Source organism: Bradyrhizobium sp. CCH5-F6, from assembly GCF_001556045.1.
Classification (GTDB): Bacteria; Pseudomonadota; Alphaproteobacteria; order Rhizobiales; family Xanthobacteraceae; genus Bradyrhizobium.
Window position 1 is genome coordinate 189,444 of the sequence record NZ_LSIC01000094.1, and the last position, 20,260, is coordinate 209,703.

General features: G+C 65.4%; 19 protein-coding genes. 12 read left to right on the forward strand and 7 right to left on the reverse strand.

Features of this window, described 5'->3' with window-relative positions; genetic code table 11:
• Positions 1-188: 188 nt before the first annotated feature.
• Together AX729_RS17355 and AX729_RS17360 are read right to left on the reverse strand one after the other, a co-directional pair.
• Positions 189-437 carry a hypothetical protein gene (locus AX729_RS17355; protein ID WP_061025139.1) on the reverse strand — a complete coding sequence of 83 codons (249 nt, stop codon included), beginning with the start codon at positions 435-437 and terminating at the stop codon, positions 189-191.
• A gap of 11 nt (positions 438-448) precedes the next feature.
• A complete protein-coding gene (locus AX729_RS17360; protein ID WP_061025142.1) occupies positions 449-709 on the reverse strand; it encodes a DUF7662 domain-containing protein in 261 nt (86 codons plus the stop codon).
• Between the two features lie 144 nt (positions 710-853).
• Here AX729_RS17360 and AX729_RS17365 point away from each other — a divergent pair, with 144 nt between their 5' ends.
• Positions 854-2,350, forward strand: coding sequence for a sensor domain-containing diguanylate cyclase (locus AX729_RS17365; RefSeq protein ID WP_061025143.1), 1,497 nt, complete (start codon positions 854-856; stop codon positions 2,348-2,350).
• A 108-nt stretch (positions 2,351-2,458) separates the two neighbouring features.
• Here AX729_RS17365 and AX729_RS17370 read toward each other — a convergent pair whose 3' ends face one another.
• Positions 2,459-3,334: a UTP--glucose-1-phosphate uridylyltransferase gene (locus AX729_RS17370; protein ID WP_061025145.1), complete on the reverse strand. Its 876-nt coding sequence runs from the start codon at positions 3,332-3,334 to the stop codon at positions 2,459-2,461.
• Positions 3,335-3,535: 201 nt separating this feature from the next.
• Between AX729_RS17370 and AX729_RS17375 the strand changes: the two genes are divergently transcribed.
• Positions 3,536-4,924: a lytic murein transglycosylase gene (locus AX729_RS17375; protein ID WP_197433611.1), complete on the forward strand. Its 1,389-nt coding sequence runs from the start codon at positions 3,536-3,538 to the stop codon at positions 4,922-4,924.
• A 168-nt stretch (positions 4,925-5,092) separates the two neighbouring features.
• Complete coding sequence (locus AX729_RS17380) at positions 5,093-6,829, forward strand: SGNH/GDSL hydrolase family protein (RefSeq protein ID WP_061025148.1); 1,737 nt, start codon at positions 5,093-5,095, stop codon at positions 6,827-6,829.
• A gap of 137 nt (positions 6,830-6,966) precedes the next feature.
• Here the strand turns inward: AX729_RS17380 and AX729_RS17385 are convergent, their stop codons facing one another.
• Together AX729_RS17385 and AX729_RS17390 are read right to left on the reverse strand one after the other, a co-directional pair.
• The gene (locus tag AX729_RS17385) at positions 6,967-7,335 is read right to left on the reverse strand and encodes a CsbD family protein (protein WP_061025150.1); all 369 of its coding nucleotides are present in this window, start codon (positions 7,333-7,335) and stop codon (positions 6,967-6,969) included.
• Positions 7,336-7,396: 61 nt separating this feature from the next.
• Entirely contained in the window at positions 7,397-8,134 is a 738-nt protein-coding gene (locus AX729_RS17390) for an SDR family NAD(P)-dependent oxidoreductase (RefSeq protein ID WP_061025152.1), read from the reverse strand.
• A 104-nt stretch (positions 8,135-8,238) separates the two neighbouring features.
• Between AX729_RS17390 and AX729_RS17395 the strand changes: the two genes are divergently transcribed.
• Together AX729_RS17395 and AX729_RS17400 are read left to right on the forward strand one after the other, a co-directional pair.
• Complete coding sequence (locus tag AX729_RS17395; protein ID WP_061025306.1) at positions 8,239-9,018, forward strand: SDR family NAD(P)-dependent oxidoreductase; 780 nt, start codon at positions 8,239-8,241, stop codon at positions 9,016-9,018.
• Positions 9,019-9,116: 98 nt separating this feature from the next.
• Positions 9,117-10,004 carry a TauD/TfdA dioxygenase family protein gene (locus AX729_RS17400; RefSeq protein ID WP_061025154.1) on the forward strand — a complete coding sequence of 296 codons (888 nt, stop codon included), beginning with the start codon at positions 9,117-9,119 and terminating at the stop codon, positions 10,002-10,004.
• A 93-nt stretch (positions 10,005-10,097) separates the two neighbouring features.
• Here the strand turns inward: AX729_RS17400 and AX729_RS17405 are convergent, their stop codons facing one another.
• Entirely contained in the window at positions 10,098-10,742 is a 645-nt protein-coding gene (locus tag AX729_RS17405; RefSeq protein WP_061025155.1) for a YqgE/AlgH family protein, read from the reverse strand.
• A gap of 149 nt (positions 10,743-10,891) precedes the next feature.
• Between AX729_RS17405 and AX729_RS17410 the strand changes: the two genes are divergently transcribed.
• A complete protein-coding gene (locus AX729_RS17410) occupies positions 10,892-11,731 on the forward strand; it encodes a protein-disulfide reductase DsbD domain-containing protein (protein ID WP_061025158.1) in 840 nt (279 codons plus the stop codon).
• 174 nt (positions 11,732-11,905) lie between these two features.
• Positions 11,906-13,330 carry a flippase gene (locus AX729_RS17415; RefSeq protein WP_245325232.1) on the forward strand — a complete coding sequence of 475 codons (1,425 nt, stop codon included), beginning with the start codon at positions 11,906-11,908 and terminating at the stop codon, positions 13,328-13,330.
• Here the strand turns inward: AX729_RS17415 and AX729_RS17420 are convergent.
• Positions 13,262-14,236, reverse strand: a complete 975-nt coding sequence (locus tag AX729_RS17420) for a LysR family transcriptional regulator (RefSeq protein ID WP_061025160.1) — start codon at positions 14,234-14,236, stop codon at positions 13,262-13,264. The genes AX729_RS17415 and AX729_RS17420 overlap by 69 nt on opposite strands.
• Before the next feature lie 140 nt (positions 14,237-14,376).
• On the opposite strand from AX729_RS17420, the gene AX729_RS17425 reads away from it, so the two are divergent.
• The 5 genes from AX729_RS17425 (at position 14,377) to AX729_RS17445 (ending at position 20,232) form a co-directional block, all read left to right on the forward strand.
• Complete coding sequence (locus AX729_RS17425; protein ID WP_061025167.1) at positions 14,377-15,399, forward strand: carbon-nitrogen hydrolase family protein; 1,023 nt, start codon at positions 14,377-14,379, stop codon at positions 15,397-15,399.
• A gap of 66 nt (positions 15,400-15,465) precedes the next feature.
• On the forward strand, positions 15,466-16,785 hold the full coding sequence (locus tag AX729_RS17430) for a substrate-binding protein (RefSeq protein WP_061025169.1): 1,320 nt from the start codon (positions 15,466-15,468) through the stop codon (positions 16,783-16,785).
• A 9-nt stretch (positions 16,786-16,794) separates the two neighbouring features.
• Positions 16,795-17,670 carry a branched-chain amino acid ABC transporter permease gene (locus tag AX729_RS17435; RefSeq protein WP_061025171.1) on the forward strand — a complete coding sequence of 292 codons (876 nt, stop codon included), beginning with the start codon at positions 16,795-16,797 and terminating at the stop codon, positions 17,668-17,670.
• The gene (locus AX729_RS17440) at positions 17,667-19,541 is read left to right on the forward strand and encodes a branched-chain amino acid ABC transporter ATP-binding protein/permease (RefSeq protein ID WP_061025173.1); all 1,875 of its coding nucleotides are present in this window, start codon (positions 17,667-17,669) and stop codon (positions 19,539-19,541) included. Before AX729_RS17435 ends, AX729_RS17440 begins: the two co-directional genes overlap by 4 nt.
• On the forward strand, positions 19,528-20,232 hold the full coding sequence (locus AX729_RS17445; RefSeq protein ID WP_061025175.1) for an ABC transporter ATP-binding protein: 705 nt from the start codon (positions 19,528-19,530) through the stop codon (positions 20,230-20,232). The genes AX729_RS17440 and AX729_RS17445 overlap by 14 nt, the downstream gene beginning before the upstream one ends.
• Positions 20,233-20,260: the final 28 nt, after the last annotated feature.

The window sequence follows — 20,260 nt, forward strand, 5'->3', positions numbered from 1 at the left end:
GCAGCTTTTGCGGTCATGGGACCCTTCAGCCGCAAGATCGTCGGCTGGGCGATGCAAGAACATATGCAGGTCGAGCTCGTCTCCGCGGCGCCGAAAAAATGGTCATTCGCATCGCGCTCGCCCGCAAGCTCTAATCCGGCGCTTCGCGCCACTTCCTCCCGCAAGGGAAGTAGGCAAAAGGCACCGAGCTAACTCTGCTTGCGCCGCAAACTCGCCACCAAACCAATCCCCGCCAGCAGCGACATCGCCGCAAGCCCGCCCCAGACCATGCCCGCCTGCTCCAGATATACATCCTGCGAGACCGGATCGTAGCAGCGGCCGAGCTCGTTGAAGCAGTCGCGCCAACGCCAGTAGCGGGCTTCGAAGGCGAGCGCGAATAGCACGCCCAATCCGATCAGTGCTGCGCCAAAGATCCCCCTCAGCCAGCGCAGGATCATGCGGGGCGAATTCACCGCTTCTGCGACTTCTGCTTTCTGAACCGCACGCTCTGGCCGTCCGGCATGCGCGTCGCGACGAAGCCGGCGGCGAGGCAGGCTTCGCGCTGCGGCATCTGGATGTCGGGGCTGCGCAGGCTGTCCCACCAGGAGGCACGATGCGCCGCGCGCGGCAGCGCCGCGCCGATGATCTCCTCGATCTGCTCGAAGCTCAGCACGAATTCCTCCTGCTTCTGCCGCATCAGATAGTCGCGCAACGCGTCGTAGTCGTTCACAAGCGCCCTCTCGTCCGAAGTCCCGCCCGGTCTGCCTAAAACCGTTCGGCCCATATACCGATTCTTAACTCATTGCGGCAGCGCCGTCCTGCCTTAAACACTACGCAAGTTTTCGGGCGCATCCACTTGTGTCGGGAGCGAACGATGCTGTCTGGATGGCGCGACGTCACCGCCCGCCGGCCGTGGCGGATTTCGGCGAAGCTGCTGATCATCTCGTCCGTCGTGACGGTGATCGGCTTCTCCGCCGTGTGCGTCAACGTGATGCTGGACGCGCGCCGGGGCGAGGAGGCCCTGGCCCGCCAGATGCTGGAGAACCTCGCGACCACCATCGAGTCCGACGTCAGCCGCAACATCGAAATCTACGACCTGTCGCTGAAGGCGGTCGCCAGCAACATGCTGCTGCCCGAGCTCGCCACGGTCTCCAAGCCGATCCGCCACCTGATCCTGTTCGACCACGCGACGACGGCCCGGCATTTCAGCGCCATCCAGGTGTTCGACGCCGAGGGCCGGCTGATCATCGACGCCTCCACGCTCGATCCCCTCACCGAGAACCGGAGCGCGGAGGACTATTTCACGGTCCACCGCGACAATCCCGGCGCCGGGCTCTTCATCAGCCGCCCGATGCTGTTTCGCGGCGCCTATTCCATCGTGCTGAGCCGGCGCATCAGCGACACCGATGGCGGCTTCCTCGGCATCGTCGTCGGCTCGATCCGCTTCAGCTATTTTCACGAATTGTTCGAGCGGCTGAACCTCGATCCTGAAGACACCATCACCGTGCTCAAGCGCGACCGCACCATCATGATGCGGCGGCCGTTCGATCTCGACATCATCGGCACGAACCTGAACGACCGCTGGCGCTGGAAGGCCGACAATCTCCAGGCCGGTGCCTCCTATTCCGGACAGGGCCCGGTCGATCCGACGCCGCGGCTCTATGTCCGCAGCGGCGACGGCGGACCGCTGTTCGTGGTCGCCGGCAAGCCCCTGACCGCAGTGTTCGCACTCTGGCAAAGGGAGGCGTTCCGCATCGGCGCCGTGGTGCTGTTGCTCGCGCTGTTCGTGCTGGGATCGACGCTCGTACTCGCGCGCGAGATCGGCCGGCGCGCCGACGCCGAGCGAAAGCTCGAGGAGATGGCGACGACGGATGCGCTCACGGGCCTGAGGAACCGCCGCAAGTTCGATACCGTCATCGACGTCGAATGGCGGCGCGCGATGCGCCAGAAGGCACCGCTCGCGCTCCTGATGATCGATGCCGATCATTTCAAGGCCTACAACGACACGTTCGGCCACCAGGCCGGCGACCAGGTGCTGGTCGGCATCGCCATCTGCATCTCAGATTCGGTGAGCCGCGCCGGCGACTGCGCGGCGCGCTATGGCGGCGAGGAATTCGCCGTGCTGCTGCCTAACACCTCGGCCGACGACGCCTTCAAGGTCGCCGAGAAGATCCGCTTCAAGGTGCAGGGCTGGTCCGACGATCAGGCGGTCTCGACGGTCTCCTGCGGAATCGCCAGCCTCGTGCCCGCCGCCGGCATGGACTGGCCGATCCTGGTCGCCGCCGCCGACAAGGCGCTTTATGCCGCGAAAGCCGCTGGGCGCAACCGGTCGGTGGTCGCGAGCCTGTCGAAGCTGTCGCTGGTGGCTTGAGGCTTACTACTCGTCATTGCGAGCGAAGCGAAACAATCCAGAGTCTTTACCACAGACGCCGTCTGGATTGCTTCGTCGCTTCGCTCCTCGCAATGACGAGGGGGTGAGCTATTGCCCCAGATACTTCTTCATCTCGGCGATCAGCCCGTCGCGCAATTCCGGACGCTTCATGCCGTAGGCGATGTTGGCGCGGAGGAAGCCGGGCTTGGAGCCGCAATCGTGGCGCTCGCCCTCGAACTCGACGCCGTAGAATTTCTGCGTCTTGGCAAGCCCGATCATCGCGTCGGTGAGCTGGATCTCGCCGCCGGCGCCGCGCTCCTGGGTTTCCAGGATCTTGAAGATCTCCGGCTGGAGGATGTAGCGGCCGGTGATCGAGAGATTGGAGGGCGCCGTGCCCTTGGCCGGCTTCTCCACCATGCCGTCGACCTCGAACATCTTGCCGTTGCGCTTGCCGACGCCGCAGATGCCGTATTGATGGGTCAGGTGGTCGGGAACCGCCTCGACCGCGATCAGATTGGATTTCTCGCCGAGCGAGGATGCCATCTCGATCATCTGCTTCAAGCAGCCGGGCGTGTTGAGCACGAGCTCATCGGGCAGCACGACGGCGAACGGCTCGTTGCCGACGATGTCGCGCGCGCACCAGACGGCGTGACCGAGGCCGAGCGGCGCCTGCTGGCGGGTGAAGCTGACGGCGCCCGCTTCCGGCTGGTTCTGCGCCAGAATCTCCTGCTCGGTCTTCTTGCCGCGCACTGCCAGTGTCGTGTCCAGCTCGAACATGCGGTCGAAATGATCCTCGATCACATTCTTGTTGCGGCCGGTAACGAAGATGAAGTGCTCGATGCCGGCTTCCTTCGCCTCGTCATAGACGTACTGGATCAGGGGCTTGTCGACGATGGTCAGCATTTCCTTCGGCATCGCCTTGGTGGCAGGCAGGACGCGGGTGCCGAGGCCGGCGACGGGGAATACGGCTTTGCGAATTTTCATGTGATCGATCGAATACCTGGGGGCACATGGGAACGGAGCAATGCATCTTGCTAGCCTGTTTGCAGCCGCCAACAAAGGCGGATGTGGGGCCTCGCCCCGACAGAGTTGAGAAAAAGGCCGTCACCAAAATTTCACCTTTGTTAAGCTATTGGCAACGCTAACCAGGCCTCCTGTGGCGGATATCAGGCCGACGGGTGGGACATGACGCAAACGATGGCAGGGCCGGCAAGACGGGTGGGATTTTTGACCGGCGCAGCGATGATTGCTGCCGCCCTGCTGCTGCCGGCCTGCGCGCACGCCCAGGCGCAGAACGGCCTGTCCAACCTGTTCGGCGGCATCTTCTCCGGCCCGAACCCCGCGCCCACGCAACCTGCGCCCGGCCCGCAAACGGGAGCGTTACCCTGGAGCGGCGAGGACGGCGCCTCCGGCCATCCGCTGATGACGGCCGCCGCGATCCGCGAGGCCGCCGGCAACTTCAACAATTGCGTCGCCGCGATGTGGCCCGATGCCGCACGGCGCGGCATCACGCAGGAGAATTTCCAGCGTTTCACGGCCGGGCTCTCGCCCGACCTGCGCATCATGGACCTCATGGACTCGCAGCCGGAATTCACCAAGTCGATCTGGGCCTATCTCGACATCCTGGTGAACGACAACCGCCTCGCCAAGGGCCGCGAAGTTCTCGCGAAGTACAAGGCGCAGTTCGACGCCACCGAAAGGGCCACCGGCGTCGACCGCTACATCATCGCCTCGATCTGGGGCATCGAGTCCAATTACTCGACCCAGATGGGCGACCGCAGCGTGCTGCAATCGACCGCGACGCTCGCCTGCATCGGCCGCCGCCAGGCGTACTTCAAGGACGAGTTCCTCTCCGCGCTGGAGATCCTCAATCGCGGCGATCTGCGCCCAGAGCAGCTGCGCGGCTCCTGGGCCGGCGCCTTCGGCCCGACGCAGTTCATGCCGACCGCGTTCAAGCGTTTTGCGGTGGACGGCGACGGCGACGGCAGGCGCGACGTCGTCGACAATCCGACCGACCTGATCGCCTCCACGGCCAACAATCTGAAGAAGGACGGCTGGCAGTCCGGCCAGACCTGGGGCTACGAGGTCGTGGTGCCGCAGGGCTTCAACTACATGCTGGCCGACCGCGCCAAGGCGATGCCAATCGCGCATTGGGAGAAGCTCGGGCTGAAACGGGCGACAGGCCAGCCCTTCCCGCATCCGGCCGAGAAGGCCTATCTGCTGGCACCGGCGGGCGCGCAAGGACCGGGCTTCCTGATGCTGCAGAACTACCGCGTCATCATGAAGTACAACCCGGCCGAGGCCTATGCGCTGGCGATCGGCCATTTCGCCGACCGTTTGCGCGGCGGACAGCCCTTCGTGCAGCCCTGGCCGCGGCAGGAGCGGGAGCTGTCGCGCACCGAACGGCTGGAACTGCAGCAATTGCTGGCCCAGCGCGGCTTCTACAAGGGTACCCCGGACGGCCAGTTCGGCGGTCAGACCCGGGAAGCCCTGCGCAGCTTCCAGGCCTCGATCGGAGTGCCCGCCGACGGATTTGCATCGTCCGACGTGCTGGACCGGCTGCGGGCGCGCTGAAATCGCGGCGAAATTCACCTTGAACGGGGATTTTGCCCGTCAGCCTTGACGGGGGCGCTGTTCCCCCGTGTATGGGCGAGAATCTGCAAAGAAACTGCCCGTTTGGCGCCTGATTCCGCTATTATATCCGAGCAACTTCCGATCCCCGTTGCGCGTGTCCGAGATCGCATGTCGAAGAAGTCCTTTTTCAAGGCGCTGACCGAGACCGGCCCGTTGATCGCGCTGGGGACGTCGCTTGCGATCCTGGTCTCGATCGTGGGACCCGCCTCGGCGCAGTTCTTCAACTTCCCCGGCTTCGGCGGCCCGCCGCAGCGTGCGGCGCCACCCCCGCCCCGCGGTGGCGGCGGTGGAGGCGGCGGCTGGTTCGGCGGCGACTTCTTTGCACCATTCCAGCAGCAACCGCCGCAGGCGCCCCGCCAGGACTTTTCGCGCGCACCGGCGCCGGCCAAGCGCGACACCATCCCTGAGAAGAACGTGCTGGTGATCGGCGACGCCATGGCCGACTGGCTCGCCTATGGCCTGGAAGACGCCTACAGCGAGCAGCCCGACATGGGCGTGATCCGCAAGCACAAGACCACGTCCGGCCTGATCAAGTACCAGCCCAAGGGTGAGCCCGCGGACTGGGCGGCGGCGGCCAGGGGCATTCTCGAGACCGAAAAGCCCGACGTGATCGTCGTGATGCTCGGCCTCAACGACCGCATCGCCATCCGCGAGCCCGCTTCCGACAAGACGGACAAGGCGGCCGCCGAAAAGGACAAAGACAAGAAGAGCGACAAAGGCGCGCGCGCCAAGCCGCAGGCAAAGCCGGGTGACGCCAAGCCTGGCGAGACGAAGCCCGGCACCGATACTGCCGCCAAGCCGGACGACAAGCCTGCCGACGCCGACCTGCCGCAGGACGACGCCGACAATGCCGACACGCCGGCGGCCGCGCCGGAGAAGACCGCCCGCAACCCGAACGGCCTCTACGAATTCCGTGACGACCGCTGGGTCGAGCTCTACGGCAAGAAGATCGAGGAGCTCGCCAACATCCTCAAGGCCAAGGGCGTGCCGGTGCTCTGGGTCGGGCTGCCCGCGGTTCGCGGACCGAAGGGCACCGCGGACACGCTGTTCCTGGATTCGCTGTACCGCGAGGGCGCGGCCAAAGCCGGCATCACCTATGTGGACGTTTGGGACGGCTTCGTCGACGAAGCCGGCCGCTTCCTTCAGAAGGGCCCCGACTTCGAAGGCCAGATCCGCCAGCTCCGCAGCTCCGACGGAATCTATTTTACCAAAGCCGGCGCGCGCAAGCTCGCGCACTATGTCGAGCGCGAGATCACGCGCCTGCTTGCGGGACGCTCCGGCCCGATCGCGCTGCCGAGCGAGCCTGGGACCCCCGATACCAGCGCCGAGCCGGGCAAGCCCGCGCCGCGGCCGCTGGCCGGGCCGATCGTGCCGCTGGTTGCTGCCTCGATATCGACCGATCAGTTGCTGGGTGGCCCGGGCACGCGTCCCGCCGCCGTCGACGCGCTCGCTGCGAAGACCATGGTGAAGGGTGAGCCGCTGGCGGCTCCGGCCGGTCGCGCCGACGATTATGCCTGGCCGCGCCGCGAAGTCGGCCGCGAGCAGGCCAAGGGCGATACCCCAATGGCAGCAACCACGCCCGACGGCGGCGCGTCTCAAGGCTCGCCAGGCGCGGCCGCGGCGATCGCCCCGCCAAAGCTCGCGCCGAAGAAGCCGCAGGTCCTGCCGCAGCAGCCGGCGCAGTCGACGCCCTCAGCCCGGGATTTCTTCGGGTTCGGCTCGCCGCAGCCACCGCCGCCGCCACGCCAACTGGCGCCGGCGCCAGGGCCGCGTAATCCGAATTCAAATCCAGGGATCCCGCGGCCCCCCGCCAATGTCGGGCGAGCGGCCGAGATGTTCCGTTAGTTCGCTTGCGTGATTTGGGATGTCATTCCGCGGCGCGCGCAACGCGAGCCCGGAAATAACTTCACCTGTACCAACGAATGAATTCCGGGCCCGCACCAGAAGGTGCGAGCCCGGAATGACGTGGTATTGGCTCAATCTCAATAGCGCCAGCGCGGCGGCGGGCGGCGGGCGGGTCGCGACATCAGGAGCGCCAGCGCGAAGCCGATGCCGCCGGCGACCAGCAGCGCGCCGAGCGGGTTGTCCTGCACCTTCTGCGCAATGGCCTTAGAACCGTCGCGGAAGGTTTCGCCACTGTTCTCGTAGGCGTCCTTGGCATAGCTCGCCGCGGTGTCCGTGGCATCACGCACCGCATCCTTGGCCTGGCCGTAGAGATTCTGCACCGTGCCTGCAGCTTCCCGTGCCTTGCCCGACGCCTGCGTCTTGGCATCGCCTGCGATGTCTCCGATCGCGCCTTCCGCGCGTCCGGCAAATTCCTTGGCCGATCCAACAATACGATCCGTGTCCATGACGTTCCTCCTCGGGGGTCAGCCCAAGTAACCGATCAGGGGCAGCGCAGTTCCATGACGTTTAGAGAATGAGCCCACCATCGACGACCAGCGTCTGGCCGATGATGTAGGACGACAGCGGCGAGGCCAGGAACAGCGCCGCGCCCGCCATGTCGGCCGGCGTGCCCAATCGTCGCAGCGGGATGCGCGCGAGTGCGCCTTCGAGCCGCTTCGGATTGTCGGTCGTCACCTTCGTCATCTTGGTGTCGACGAGACCGGGTGCGATGCCGTTGACGCGGATGCCGTCCTCGGCCCAGGCCTCGCCCAAAGTCCGCGTCAATCCGACCGCGCCGGTCTTCGACGCATTGTAGGCGGGATTGCCCATGGTGGAATGATAAGCGGCGGTCGAGGACACGATGATCAGCGACCCCTTGGAATCCCGCAACATGGAATGGAAGCGCGTCGCGCAGGCCATCAGGCTCATCAGGTTGACCTCGACCACCTTGCGAAAGCCGGCCATCTCGAACTCGCCGCGGCGATAGAGCACCGCGCCCTGCGCCAGCACGAGCACATCGAGCCTGTCGAAGGACGGCTTGAACGCCTCGACCGCTCCGGCATTTCCGACATCGAGCTGGGCATAGGCGAGGCCCGTGAGATCGGAGCCTTCCTCGATGGAATATTCCGCGGGCCGGGCACGCGTGCCGCAAACCGCGACATGCGCGCCTCTCGCGCGAAACGCCTGCGCGATGCCGTTGCCGATGCCGCTGGAACCGCCGACCACCAGCACCTGCTTGCCTGAGAAATCGAGCTCGTTCGCCATCGCGGCCTCCCCTTGCTTGTTTTCGTCTTGCTTGTTTGACCTGTCTGCGGATCGATGCCAGCCTTGTCAATCACAACAAGAACAAGCACAGCGCGAGGAACAGCATGTCCGACGTCAAGGAGCTCAGCCGGTCCGTGAAGGGTCTGACCGTCCTCATCACCGGCGCGGCCAGCGGCATGGGGCGCGCGACTGCGCGCGTGTTCGCCACCGAGGGCGCCAACGTTGCGGTCACGGATTTCGACGAGCAGGGCGCGCATGCGGTCGCCAAGGACATCACGGCGAGCGGTGGCGCAGCAAGAGCGTGGAAGCTCGACGTCGGCGACGGCGGCGAGATCAAGCGCGTGGTCGGCGATGTCGCCGCGCATTTCGGGGCGATCGACATCGTCGTCAACAATGCCGGCATCTCCGTGCGTGTCGCGATCGACGATGAGGCCTATGAGGACGCCTGGGCCAAGGGCATCGCCGTGATGCTGACGGCGCATCCGCGCATCATCCGTGCCGCGCTGCCGCACCTGCGCAAGTCGAGGAGCCCGCGCATCGTCAACATCGCCTCGACCGAGGCGCTCGGCGCCACCGCGCTGCACAGTCCCTATTCGGCGGCGAAGGGTGGCGTCGCCAGCCTCACCCGCTCGCTGGCGGTGGAGCTCGGCCGCGAGGGCATCACCGTCAACTGTATCTGCCCCGGACCGATCCGCACCGCCATCACCGACCGAATCTCCGAGGAGCACAAGGCGATCTACGCCAAGCGCCGCACCGCGCTCGGCCGCTACGGCGATCCTGAAGAGGTCGCGCATATGACGCTGAGCCTGTGCCTGCCGGCGGCGTCGTTCCTCACCGGCGCCGTGATCCCGGTCGACGGCGGATTGATGGCGCGGAACGCGTGACGGCCATGCGCGGCGAGCGTTGACAACGACTGACGCGGGAGTAGCTTTTTCGCCAACAGGGCGGGACCAACCGCTCGCGACCCGCGGGAGAGAACGTCATGACGATCGCCATCCGGCAGCTCCAGAAGCATTTTGTCGGCGAGGTGTCCGGCCTCGATTTGCGAAAGCCTCTCACCGAGGCTGAAGCGCGCCAGGTCGAGGCCGCCATGGACAAATACGCGGTGCTGGTTTTCCACGACCAGGACATCACCGACGAGCAGCAGATGGCCTTCGCGCTGAACTTCGGCCAGCGCGAGGACGCGCGCGGCGGCACCGTCACCAAGGAGAAGGACTACCGGCTGCAATCCGGCCTGAACGACGTCTCCAATCTCGGCAAGGACGGCAAGCCGCTGGCGAAAGACAGCCGCGCGCATCTGTTCAATCTCGGCAATTGCCTGTGGCACTCCGACAGCTCGTTTCGTCCCATCCCGGCGAAATTTTCACTGCTGTCGGCGCGCCTGGTGAATCCGAAGGGCGGCAACACCGAATTCGCCGACATGCGCGCGGCCTATGACGCTCTCGACGACGAGACGAAAGCGGAGATCGAGGACCTCGTCTGCGAGCACTCGCTGATGTATTCGCGCGGGTCGCTCGGCTTCACCGAATACACCGACGATGAGAAGGAGATGTTCAAGCCGGTGCTGCAGCGGCTGGTGCGCACCCATCCCGTCCATCGCCGCAAATCGCTGTATCTCTCGTCGCATGCCGGCAAGATCGTGGGCATGAGCGTTCCCGAGGGCCGGCTGTTGCTGCGCGATCTGACCGAGCACGCGACGCAACCCGAGTTCGTCTACGTCCACAAATGGAAGCTGCATGACCTCGTGATGTGGGACAACCGCCAGACCATGCACCGCGTCCGCCGCTACGACCAGTCGCAGCCTCGCGACATGCGCAGGGCGACAGTGGCGGGGACCGAGCCGACGGTGCAGCAGCAGGCGGCGGAGTAGCGCGCGTCACGCGCAGCTCAGCAAATGGTGTCATCGCCCGGCTTGACCGGGCGACGACAGCGGCGAATAGGAGCGAATACAGCGGACCTGATGCTACGCGTGCCCGGCCTCGTTCGAGAGCATGCCGGGATCGATACCGATCTTCTGCAAAGCACGGGTGTATTTGTCGTCGACGTCGTCGCCGAAGATCAAATCCGCATCGGCATCGCAATGCAGCCAGCCGTTGCTCTGGATCTCCGTTTCGAGCTGTCCCGGCGCCCAGCCGGCATAGCCGAGCGCGAGGATGGCGTGCTTGGGGCCGGAGCCGTTGGCGATCGCGCGCAGGATGTCGACGGTCGCGGTGAGGCAGACGCCGTCGTCGATCCGCAGCGTCGCATTCTCGATGTAGAAATCGCTGGAATGCAGCACGAAGCCGCGGCCGGTGTCGACCGGGCCGCCCCGCAGCACCTTCATGCTTTCGGCATTCTCCGGCAGCTTGATGTGCTCGCCCTTCCTGATGATGCCGAGCTGCTGCAAGAGCTCGGGGAAATCGATGCTGCCGGCCGGGTGATTCACGATGATGCCCATCGCTCCCTCGGCGGAATGGGCACAGAGATAGATCACCGAGCGCTCGAACCTGGAATCGCCCATCACGGGCATCGCGATCAGGAGCCGGCCGTCGAGATAGCCGGCCGAACTGGGCGGCGCGTGGCCCGAGCTGCGGGTGCTTTCGCCCGTCCTCTTGCCTGTGGGAGCCATCGGTGAAGCACTCCGGTTTCAATTCCTATCCTGATGTCGGACCGGGCGGCTGTCAAATCAAGGCTTGCGGCGACTTGATCGGAGACTCAAGTCCATCCATCACAAGCAATTCAATGGTTTGGCCCTGGGCGACCCTGTAAAGACGTACCATGCTCACGAGAGTTCCCCTGCATGCGGCGATTGGCGTCGCGGCAACCCTGCTTGCGTCGTCTTTGACCATCGCGGCCCGTGCCGATGACGCGTCGCCGTGGCAACGCGACGGACATTCCGCGGTGCGGCTATTGGCGGGATCGCGCAGCGGCGCGGTCCTGCTCGGCGGTATCGCGTTCCAGCTCCAGCCCGGCTGGAAGACCTATTGGCGTACGCCCGGCGATTCCGGCGTTCCACCGCGGTTCGACTTCTCGAAGTCCGACAATGTCGAGGCGGTGACGATCATGTGGCCGGCGCCGCTGAAATTCGACGACGGCGCGGGCGGCCATTCGATCGGCTATCACAACCAGATCGTGCTGCCCTTGCGCATCGTCGCCAAGGCGGCCGACAAGCCGGTGACCTTGCGCGCGGAGATCAACTACGCGGTGTGCGAGAAGCTCTGCATTCCGGTCGAGGCCAGCGTCGAGCTCGGCTTCAACAGCGTCGCCTCGACCGAGGATGCGAACTTGCGGGCCGCGCTCGATACCGTGCCCAAGCCCGCCAATATCGGCGACCCCAATCCGCTCACCATCCGCGACGTCAAGCGTGACGGACCCAAGAACGTGGTGGTCGACGTGGTGACGCCGGACAGCCGCAACGTCAATCTGTTCGTGGAAGGCCCGACACCCGATTGGGCGCTGCCGATTCCGGAGCCGGTCAAAGAAAGCCCGGCCGGCGTGAAGCGTTTTTCGTTCGAGCTGGACGGCCTGCCGCCGGGCGCAAAGCCGGATGGCGCGGCGTTGAAGTTCACGCTGGTCGGGCCTGACAAGGCGTACGAGTTCAATACGAATCTGGATTAGCGAAGGATTGAGTCTGGCGAAGCCTCGTGATTGCGAGTTTTCTCGAGTAGCCAGCATTTGGAATCATCGGTCCCGGAGAGTGGGGCAATAGCGCCCCCACCCAACCGAATCTTAACGAATGGTTGCTAAGTCCCAGGCCTGCCGCAGCATGCGAAAAATCGGGGACTGTTCGACGTGGCCGTGATGGATGCACAACCCGCAACGACCGGACCGGCCGCGCTGATGGCGCGGCTGAGGGCCAAGTTGACGGGCGGATCGAGCGAAGCATCGCTGACGCGGCGGCTCGCCGGCACCATCTTCATCATCCGCGTGATCAGCGCGGGACTAGCCTATGTCTCGCAGGTCCTGCTCGCGCGCTGGATGGGCACGTCCGACTACGGCGTCTATGTCTATGTCTGGACCTGGGTGCTGCTGCTCGGCAGCATGATGGATTTCGGCATCTCCGCCTCCGCGCAGAAGATCATCCCGGAGTACCGCACCAGCGGCGAGCAGGCACTGCTGCGCGGCTTTCTCTCCGGCAGCCGCTGGCTGACCTTTGCCGTTTCCGCGCTGGTCTCGCTCGCCCTTGCAGGCATCGTCAGGCTGCTGTCGCCCTGGATCGACCCGGCCGAGGAACTGCCGCTCTATATCGGCTGCATGACCCTCCCTGCTTTCGTCGTCGCCAATACCCAGGACGGGATCGCGCGCTCGCATGACTGGATGCAGCTCGGCCTGATGCCGCAATTCATCATCCGCCAGGCGCTGATCATCTGCCTCACGGCCGCGGCCTTCCTGCTCGGCTATCATCTCGGTGCGGTCGCCGCGATGGTCGCGAGCGCAGGTGCTGTCTGGATCGCCATGACCGGGCAGATGCTGGTGCTCAACCGCAAGCTCGCCGGTCACATCGAGCCGGGACCGAAAGCCTATGACGTCAAGGGCTGGCTCGCCGTCTCATTGCCGATCCTGCTGGTCGAGAGCTTCTACCTGCTCTTGTCTTACACCGACGTGCTGGTGCTGCAGCAGTTCCGCCCCTCGGACGAGGTCGGCGTCTATTTCGCCGTGGTGAAGACGCTGGCGCTGGTCTCGTTCATCCACTACGCGATGTCGGCAACGACGGCGCATCGCTTTGCGGAATACAATGCACTCGGCGACAAGGCGCGCCTGTCGGCCTATGTGGCCCACGCCATCAACTGGACCTTCTGGCCGTCGCTGGCCGCGACCATTGTGCTGCTGGCGCTCGGCAAGCCGTTGCTCTGGCTGTTCGGGCCACAATTCGTGATCGGCTACGACATCATGTTCGTCGCTGCGATCGGGCTCGTGGTGCGCTCCGCGATCGGGCCGGTGGAGCGGCTGCTCAACATGCTCGGGCAGCAGAAGATCTGTGCGCTGGCCTATGCACTGGCCTTCGTGATGAACCTCGTGCTCTGCATTGCGCTGGTGCCGCGCTATGGCGGCCATGGCGCCGCGGCCGCGACCTCGATCTCGCTCAGCTTCGAGACGGTGCTCTTGTTCTGGATCGTGCGGCAGCGGCTCGGCTTAGCCGTCGCCCCCTCAGCCGCTCTGAAATGCGACGACCGCGGCATCCGCCACCAGCAGCGCGTCGAGCATCTTGCGGCCTGACGTATCCGCCTGCATCAGCGGGTCGGACTTGAACATCGCCTTGAGATAGCTCGAGACGGCTCGGATACGCGGCACGAACTGGAGGTCGCTGTGGACGTTGATCCAGACGTCGCGCGTCGTCGACATCTTCTCGTGCAGCACCGGAACCAGATCGCTGCGGCCGGCCACCGCAAAGCTCGGCAGCAGCACCAGGCCGATGCCGCCGGCCGCTGCGTTCATCTGCGCGATCATGCTGTTGGAGTGAAAGCTGACCGGCGGATTGCGGATGATGTCGTCGAGCCAGCGCACCGAGTCGAGCTGGATCAAATCGTCGATGTAGGTGACGAAGCTGTGGCGCGCGAGGTCCGCGGGCCGTTCGGGCATGCCCTCGCGTGCCAGGTAATCTTGTGAGCCGTAGAGGGCGAGCTGAAAGCTGCCGAGCCGCTCGGACGCCATGCCCTGTCCCGGCGGACGGAAGAAGCTCAGGAAGATATCGGCCTCGCGGCGATTGACCGAGACCGCCTGCGGCGAGGTCAGGAGCTCGACGGTGAGATCCGGATAACGTTGCCGCAGCGGTGCGAAGCGAAATGCGAGATAGAGCGAGGCAATACCTTCCATCGTCGCGAGCCGGACGCGGCCCGCCATCCGGCTGCCGCCGCGCTGCACGTCCTGATGCATCGCAATGACGGCGCTCTCGATCCGCTCGGCGTGACAGAGCAGGCGCTCGCCGGCTTCGTTGACACGCAACCCCTGCGGTGAACGCTCGAACAACGTCGCGCCCAGCGCGCATTCGAGATGCGCGATCCGCCGGCTGATGGTGGATTGGTCGACCCGCAGACGTTTGGCCGCGCTGCCCAGGCTTCCGCCGCGGGCCGCGTGAAGGAATATCTTGAGGTCGTCCCAGTCGAGTGAGTTGAACTCCTGCATGCCCCACCCGACAGCAAGCGCTGTGCCAGCGGCGATGCACGCTGGGACGGATTGTCGCCCCCTGCAAGCCGTCTTGCAGGATTGTCTGTATCGGAGCCCCCGGGGACCCCACTAGCCTGTCCTGAACCAAGGACAAAGCCATGCTTCCTCGCTTCAAGGCCGCCGCGGTGCATGCCGCGCCGGTGTTTCTCGACCGCTCGGCGACCACAAAGAAGGCAATCTCGCTCATCCGGGAGGCAGCGGCCGCGGGCGCCGAGATCGTGGCATTCTCCGAGACGTTCATTCCCGCATTCCCGGTATGGGCTGCGCTCTGGGCTCCGATCGACAATCACGACCTGTTCGTCCGCATGGCGGACCAGTCCGTGCTGGTCGACGGCCCCGAGATCAAGGCGATCCGCGACGAAGCGCGCGCGCTCGGCGTCGTGGTATCGATCGGCATCAGCGAGAAGTCGCCGGCGAGCGTCGGTGCCATCTGGAATACCAACCTCCTGATCGGCGAGGACGGCGAGATCCTCAACCACCACCGCAAGCTGGTGCCGACCTTCTACGAGAAGCTGATCTGGAGCGGCGGCGACGGCGCGGGCCTGCGCGTCGTCGACACCAGGCTCGGCAAGATCGGGCAACTGATCTGCGGCGAGAACACCAACCCGTTGGCACGTTATTCGCTGATGGCGCAGGGTGAGCAGCTTCATATTTCGAGCTGGCCGCCGGTTTGGCCGACCCGCCGGCCGGCCGGCGGCGGCAATTACCACATCGCAGCAGCCACCCGGATCCGGGCGAGCGCGCATTGCTTCGAAGCAAAGGTGTTCGGCCTCGTCACCGCGGGTGTGCTCGACAAGGCGGCGCGCGACATGCTGGTGGCGCGCGACGCCTCCGCCGCCGCCGTGCTCGACGCGACACCGCGCGCGGAAACCTTCTTCCTCGATCCGACCGGCGAGCAGATCGGCGAGGCGCTGCGCGACGAGGAAGGCATCCTCTACGCCGAGATCGATCTCAACCGCTGCGTCGAGCCCAAGCAGTTTCATGACGTGGTCGGCTACTACAACCGATTCGACATTTTCGATCTCAGCGTCAACCGCCGCCGGCTCAATCCCGTGTCCTTCACCGGAAGCGCGGCGTCCCAGCCGGACGCGGAGAGCGATCACATCGATGCCGGGTCGTGAGCCCGGCTCGTACCCAACCGCATTTCACCGGCCGATCCGGCGGTGATGAAACATGGAAGGTGAGTCATGAAGCTTGATCGTCGTCAGATTCTGCTCGGAAGCGCAGGCGCCGCTGCCGGTCTCGTGCTTCCAGGTAGCGCCGCCTGGGCGCAGACGCCGGCCAGCATCGGCACCTTCCCGGACGGCGTCACCGCGGACTCGGTCTTCGTCGGACTGACCATTCCGCTCACCGGCGTTTTCTCCGGTGACGGCGGCGATCTCAAGCTTGGTTACGAGCTTGCGATCTCGGAGATCAACGCGGGCAGCGATTCCGCGAAGAAATGGGGCCTGCAAGGCAAGGGCGTGCTCGGCCGCCAGATCCGCTACAAGGTGTCTGACACCGAGGGCAAACCCAATCTCGACGTACAGAGCGCCACGCAGTTCATCCAGCGCGACAAGGCGATCATGCTGTCAGGCTCGGTGTCGAGCGCGAGCGCAATCGCGCTGGAGGAGTTGGGCTCGCGCGAAAAGGTGCTCTACATGGTGGGCATCGCCGGCTCCAACGACATCACCGGCAAGAACTGCCAGCGCTATGGCTTCCGCTCGCAGCAGAACGCCTACATGGCCGCCAAGGCGCTCGCGCCTGTCGTCGCCAAGGCGCTCGGCAAGAACATGAAGACCGCCTTCCTGGTACCGGACTACACTTACGGTCATACGGTCTATGACAGCTTCGCGAAGTTCTCGAAGGAGCAGGGCTGGCAACAGGTCGCCAAGGAAGTGGTCCCGCTCGGCACCACCGACTATTCCTCGGCGCTTCTCAACATCGCCAACAGCGGTGCGGACGTGTTCGTCAACATCGCCTTCGGTGCCGACGCGGTCGCCTCGACCAAGCAAGCCGAGCAATTCGGCGTGCTCAAGAAGATGAAGCTGGTGGTGCCGAACCTGTCCTCCTTCCAGGACAAGGAGCTCGGCGCCGAAATCATGCAGGGCGTCTATGGTAGTTGCGACTTCTGGTGGACGCTGTCGGATCGCTATCCGCTCGCCAAGGGCTTCGTCGACGCCTTCGTCGAGAAGAACAAGTATCACCCGCGCTGGGGCGCCCATATCGGCTACATGCAGACCTATCTCTGGGCGCTGACGGTCGAGCGGGTGAAGAGTTTCAATCCGGTCGAGGTCATCAAGGCGATGGAGGCCTCGAAGGAGCAGCCTTACGAGACCACGATCGGCAAGGTCTATTTCCGCGCCGAGGATCACCAGATGGTGCGTCCGATCCCGGTCCTGCGCGGCAAGGCGCCGGCGGCGATGAAGGGGCCCGAGGACTATTACGAGATCGTCGACGTCGCCGAAGGCGAGAGCGTGATGAATCCGCCGGACCTGTTCGGCTGCAAGCTCGGCCCCTATACCTGAGCCGCCCAGATGCCAAGCTGGCCCGCCCTCGCCTCGCAGGCCTTCAACGGCCTCGCCCTCGGTTCGCTGCTGGCGCTCGTCAGCAGTGGCCTGACGATCATCCTGGGCACGCTCGGTGTCCTGAACTTCGCCCACGGCGCGTTATTCGCCGTGGGCGCCTATGCCGCCTTCGTCATGCTGCAATACACCCAGTCGTTCCTGCTCGCGATCGCGGTCGGCTGCGGCTTCATGCTGGTGCTCGGCTTCCTGCTTGAGCGTCTGATCATCCGCTTCTTTTACGGCCGGCCGCATGAAGACCAGATCCTCGTCACCTACGGCATCGGCATTGTGCTCGTGGAGTGCGTGCGCGCCGTCTTCGGCGGCAACGCGCAGCGCGTGCCGACGCCGTCATGGGGACAGGGCGCAACGCAGCTCGGCTTCCTGATCTATCCGACCTACCGTCTCCAGCTCATCGCCATCATCGCAACGCTGCTGGTCGGCCTCTATCTCGTGCTCTACCGCACTTCGATGGGTCTCGTGGTTCGCGCCGGAATCGAGAACCCCGGCATGGTCGGCATCCTCGGCATCAATCTGCGGCGCACCTTCCTGCTGGTGTTCGCGATCGGCGTCGTCGCGGTTGGTCTTGCCGGCATGCTGTACGCGCCGGTCGTCGCGGTGACACCGGACATGGGCGCGAATTTCATGGCGCAGTCCTTCGTCGTGATCGTGCTCGGCGGCCTCGGCTCGTTCCCCGGCGCGGTGGTCGGCGGGCTGATCGCCGGCGAGATCATCAGCCTCACCAGCGCGTTCAACTCCTCCTATTCGGAAGTGATGCTCTACGCGCTGATGGCGCTGCTCCTGGTGCTGCGCCCGCAGGGCCTGTTCGGCTCGGAAGGACGGGTATGAACAAGTCGCGATCGAACGGGCTGCGGAGCCACATTCCGGAGCTCGCGATTCTTGCCACGCTGATTGCGGCACCGGTGGTGCTGCCGCATCTCGGCTTCTCCATCGATCTGCTGACGCGGGTGCTGAACTGGGGACTGATCGGGCTCGGCTTCGACATCCTGTTCGGCCTCGCCGGCCTCCTGTCATTCGGCCAGGCCGCGTTCTACGGCGTCGGCGGCTTCGTCACGGCGTATCTGCTGGTTTCCGGCACGCTGAGCAGCGTGTGGCTGGCGCTCGCCGCCGGTACAATATCGGCCGGCGCATTCGGGCTCGTCGTCGGCTGGCTCGCGGTGCGCCGCATCGGCATCTACTTCACGATGATCACGCTGGCGTTCGGCCAGATGGCCTATTTCATCGAGAACTCGCCGCTGTCGCACTACACGGGTGGCGAAAACGGCATTCCCGGGGTGCCGGTGCCCGTGCTCGGCTTCGGCGAGCATGCCATCCGCATCGGCGCAGGTCTGCCGATGTACGTGCTGTTCGCGGTGATCTTCTTCGGTGGCTACGTGCTGGCGCGCCGCATCGTCCGCTCTCCCGTGGGCGCGATCCTGCTCGCGATCAAGGAGAACACCGCGCGCGTCGCAATGCTCGGCCACAACGTGCCGGCCTACAAGCTCGCAGCCTTCGTCATCGCCGCGCTCTATGCGGGACTCGCCGGCGGCCTGCTCGGCTCGTTCCAGAGCTACATGCCACCGGATGCATTCTCGCTGGAGACGTCGGGCCAGCTCGTGGTCCAGACCATCGTCGGCGGCGCCAACACCCTGATCGGACCGCTGGTCGGCGCCGCGGTCTGGCTCTGGCTGCGCGACAACCTCCAGCTCATTCCCGGCCTCACCACGCTGTGGAAGCTGGTGCTCGGCATCGCCTTCATCGTGCTGGTCGTGGGCCTGCGCCGGGGCATTTGCGGCGAGATCATCCATTGGTTGACCGAGCGCCGGACCCTTTCCGCACGTCAGGCCGCTGAGGCCGCAACCGAGGCGATCGAGGCCGGCGGCGCGGTGAAAGCTGCATCGGGCGGCCGTCGCGACACTGCCCTGCCATTGCCCTCACCCGCCACCGGCGACAGCGACATTGCCCTGGAAGCCTGCGCGCTCGCGCGGCACTATGGCGGCCTGAAAGCCGTCGACGGCGTTTCGTTCAAGGTGCGCTGCGGCTCCATTCATGCCGTGATCGGCCCGAACGGCGCCGGCAAGAGCACGCTGTTCAAGATGCTGCTGGACGAGGTCAGCCCGACCTCGGGTCATGTGCTGTTGTTCGGATCGCAAGTGACCGGCCACGGCGTCAGCCGGACCGCGCAATTCGGCATCGCCAAGTCCAACCAGTTGAACCAGCTCTTTCCGAATCTCTCGGTGCGGAAGAATTTGCGCATCGCCGCCTTGGCACGCTGCCGCGGACCGCTGCGGATCGACCTGCTGCGAACGGCCGACAGCCTGCCGGAGGTGGAGGCACAGATCGACGCGATCATGGCGCTGCTCGATCTTACAGCGCGGGCCGACACGCCGGCGCACATCCTCGCCTACGGCGAGAAGCGGCGGCTCGAGATCGGCATGGCGTTTGCGACGAGCCCGAAGGTGCTGTTGCTCGACGAGCCCCTCGCCGGCATGAGCCCGTCGGAACGCGCCGCGACCTGCACACTGATCCGCGACATCGCCCGGACCTGCACCATCGTCATCGTCGAGCACGACCTCGACGCGATCTTCGGCCTCGCCGAACGCATCACCGTGCTCTACGAAGGCCGCTTGCTCGCCGACGGCACGGCGGACGAGATCCGCGGCAACCGGCAGGTTCAGGACGCTTACCTCGGAGGGCTTCACGCGCATGAGCCTGCTTGAAGTCGACCGCATCAACACGCTCTACGGCGATTCCCATGTCCTGTTCGACCTCTCGATCCGGGTCGAGGAAGGCGAGGTCGTGGCGCTGCTCGGCCGCAACGGCGCCGGCAAGACCACGACGCTGCGCTCGATCATGGGCGTGCTCGCCCCGAGGAGTGGCGAGATCCGGCTCGATGGCAAACCGATCAGCGGTCTCGCTCCATCCGCCATCGCCAACATGGGCGTGCAGCTCGTCCCCGAGGAGCGCGCGATCTTCGGCGGCCTGACGGTCGAGGAAAACCTGCGCATCGCGGCCTTGACCGCGCCGAAGGCGTGGTCGTTCGATCGCATCTACGGTGTGTTTCCGCGCCTGAAGGAACGACGCAAGTCTCTCGGACGAACGCTGTCGGGCGGCGAGCAGCAGATGCTCTCGATCGCCCGCGCGCTGATCCGGGACGCCCGCATCATCCTGCTCGACGAACCGTTCGAGGGCCTGGCGCCGCTGATCGTGCGCGACCTCGTCAACGTTGCCGCCGACCTCGCGCGCGAAGGCCGCACCATGATCGTGGTGGAGCAGAACGTCGCCGCAGCGCTGAGCTTCGCCACCCGCGTCTACGGCCTCAACAACGGCCACGTGGTGTTCGAGGGCACCTCCGCCGAGCTGACCGCAAACCCTGCCCTGGCGCGGGATTTCCTCGGCGTCGGCGCGTGAGCACCGCGAACGGCTGTTTCGCAGGAGG

Excerpts from the sequence above, each read along its gene's own strand:
- AX729_RS17370 (WP_061025145.1), bottom strand. The coding sequence starts at position 3,334 with ATGAAAATTCGCAAAGCCGTATTCCCCGTCGCCGGCCTCGGCACCCGC.
- AX729_RS17375 (WP_197433611.1), top strand. The coding sequence starts at position 3,536 with ATGACGCAAACGATGGCAGGGCCGGCAAGACGGGTGGGATTTTTGACC.
- AX729_RS17445 (WP_061025175.1), top strand. The coding sequence starts at position 19,528 with ATGAGCCTGCTTGAAGTCGACCGCATCAACACGCTCTACGGCGATTCC.
- AX729_RS17435 (WP_061025171.1), top strand. The coding sequence starts at position 16,795 with ATGCCAAGCTGGCCCGCCCTCGCCTCGCAGGCCTTCAACGGCCTCGCC.
- AX729_RS17355 (WP_061025139.1), bottom strand. The coding sequence starts at position 437 with ATGATCCTGCGCTGGCTGAGGGGGATCTTTGGCGCAGCACTGATCGGA.
- AX729_RS17420 (WP_061025160.1), bottom strand. The coding sequence starts at position 14,236 with ATGCAGGAGTTCAACTCACTCGACTGGGACGACCTCAAGATATTCCTT.
- AX729_RS17400 (WP_061025154.1), top strand. The coding sequence starts at position 9,117 with ATGACGATCGCCATCCGGCAGCTCCAGAAGCATTTTGTCGGCGAGGTG.
- AX729_RS17440 (WP_061025173.1), top strand. The coding sequence starts at position 17,667 with ATGAACAAGTCGCGATCGAACGGGCTGCGGAGCCACATTCCGGAGCTC.
- AX729_RS17405 (WP_061025155.1), bottom strand. The coding sequence starts at position 10,742 with ATGGCTCCCACAGGCAAGAGGACGGGCGAAAGCACCCGCAGCTCGGGC.
- AX729_RS17410 (WP_061025158.1), top strand. The coding sequence starts at position 10,892 with ATGCTCACGAGAGTTCCCCTGCATGCGGCGATTGGCGTCGCGGCAACC.
- AX729_RS17425 (WP_061025167.1), top strand. The coding sequence starts at position 14,377 with ATGCTTCCTCGCTTCAAGGCCGCCGCGGTGCATGCCGCGCCGGTGTTT.
- AX729_RS17365 (WP_061025143.1), top strand. The coding sequence starts at position 854 with ATGCTGTCTGGATGGCGCGACGTCACCGCCCGCCGGCCGTGGCGGATT.
- AX729_RS17430 (WP_061025169.1), top strand. The coding sequence starts at position 15,466 with ATGAAGCTTGATCGTCGTCAGATTCTGCTCGGAAGCGCAGGCGCCGCT.
- AX729_RS17390 (WP_061025152.1), bottom strand. The coding sequence starts at position 8,134 with ATGGCGAACGAGCTCGATTTCTCAGGCAAGCAGGTGCTGGTGGTCGGC.
- AX729_RS17385 (WP_061025150.1), bottom strand. The coding sequence starts at position 7,335 with ATGGACACGGATCGTATTGTTGGATCGGCCAAGGAATTTGCCGGACGC.
- AX729_RS17395 (WP_061025306.1), top strand. The coding sequence starts at position 8,239 with ATGTCCGACGTCAAGGAGCTCAGCCGGTCCGTGAAGGGTCTGACCGTC.
- AX729_RS17380 (WP_061025148.1), top strand. The coding sequence starts at position 5,093 with ATGTCGAAGAAGTCCTTTTTCAAGGCGCTGACCGAGACCGGCCCGTTG.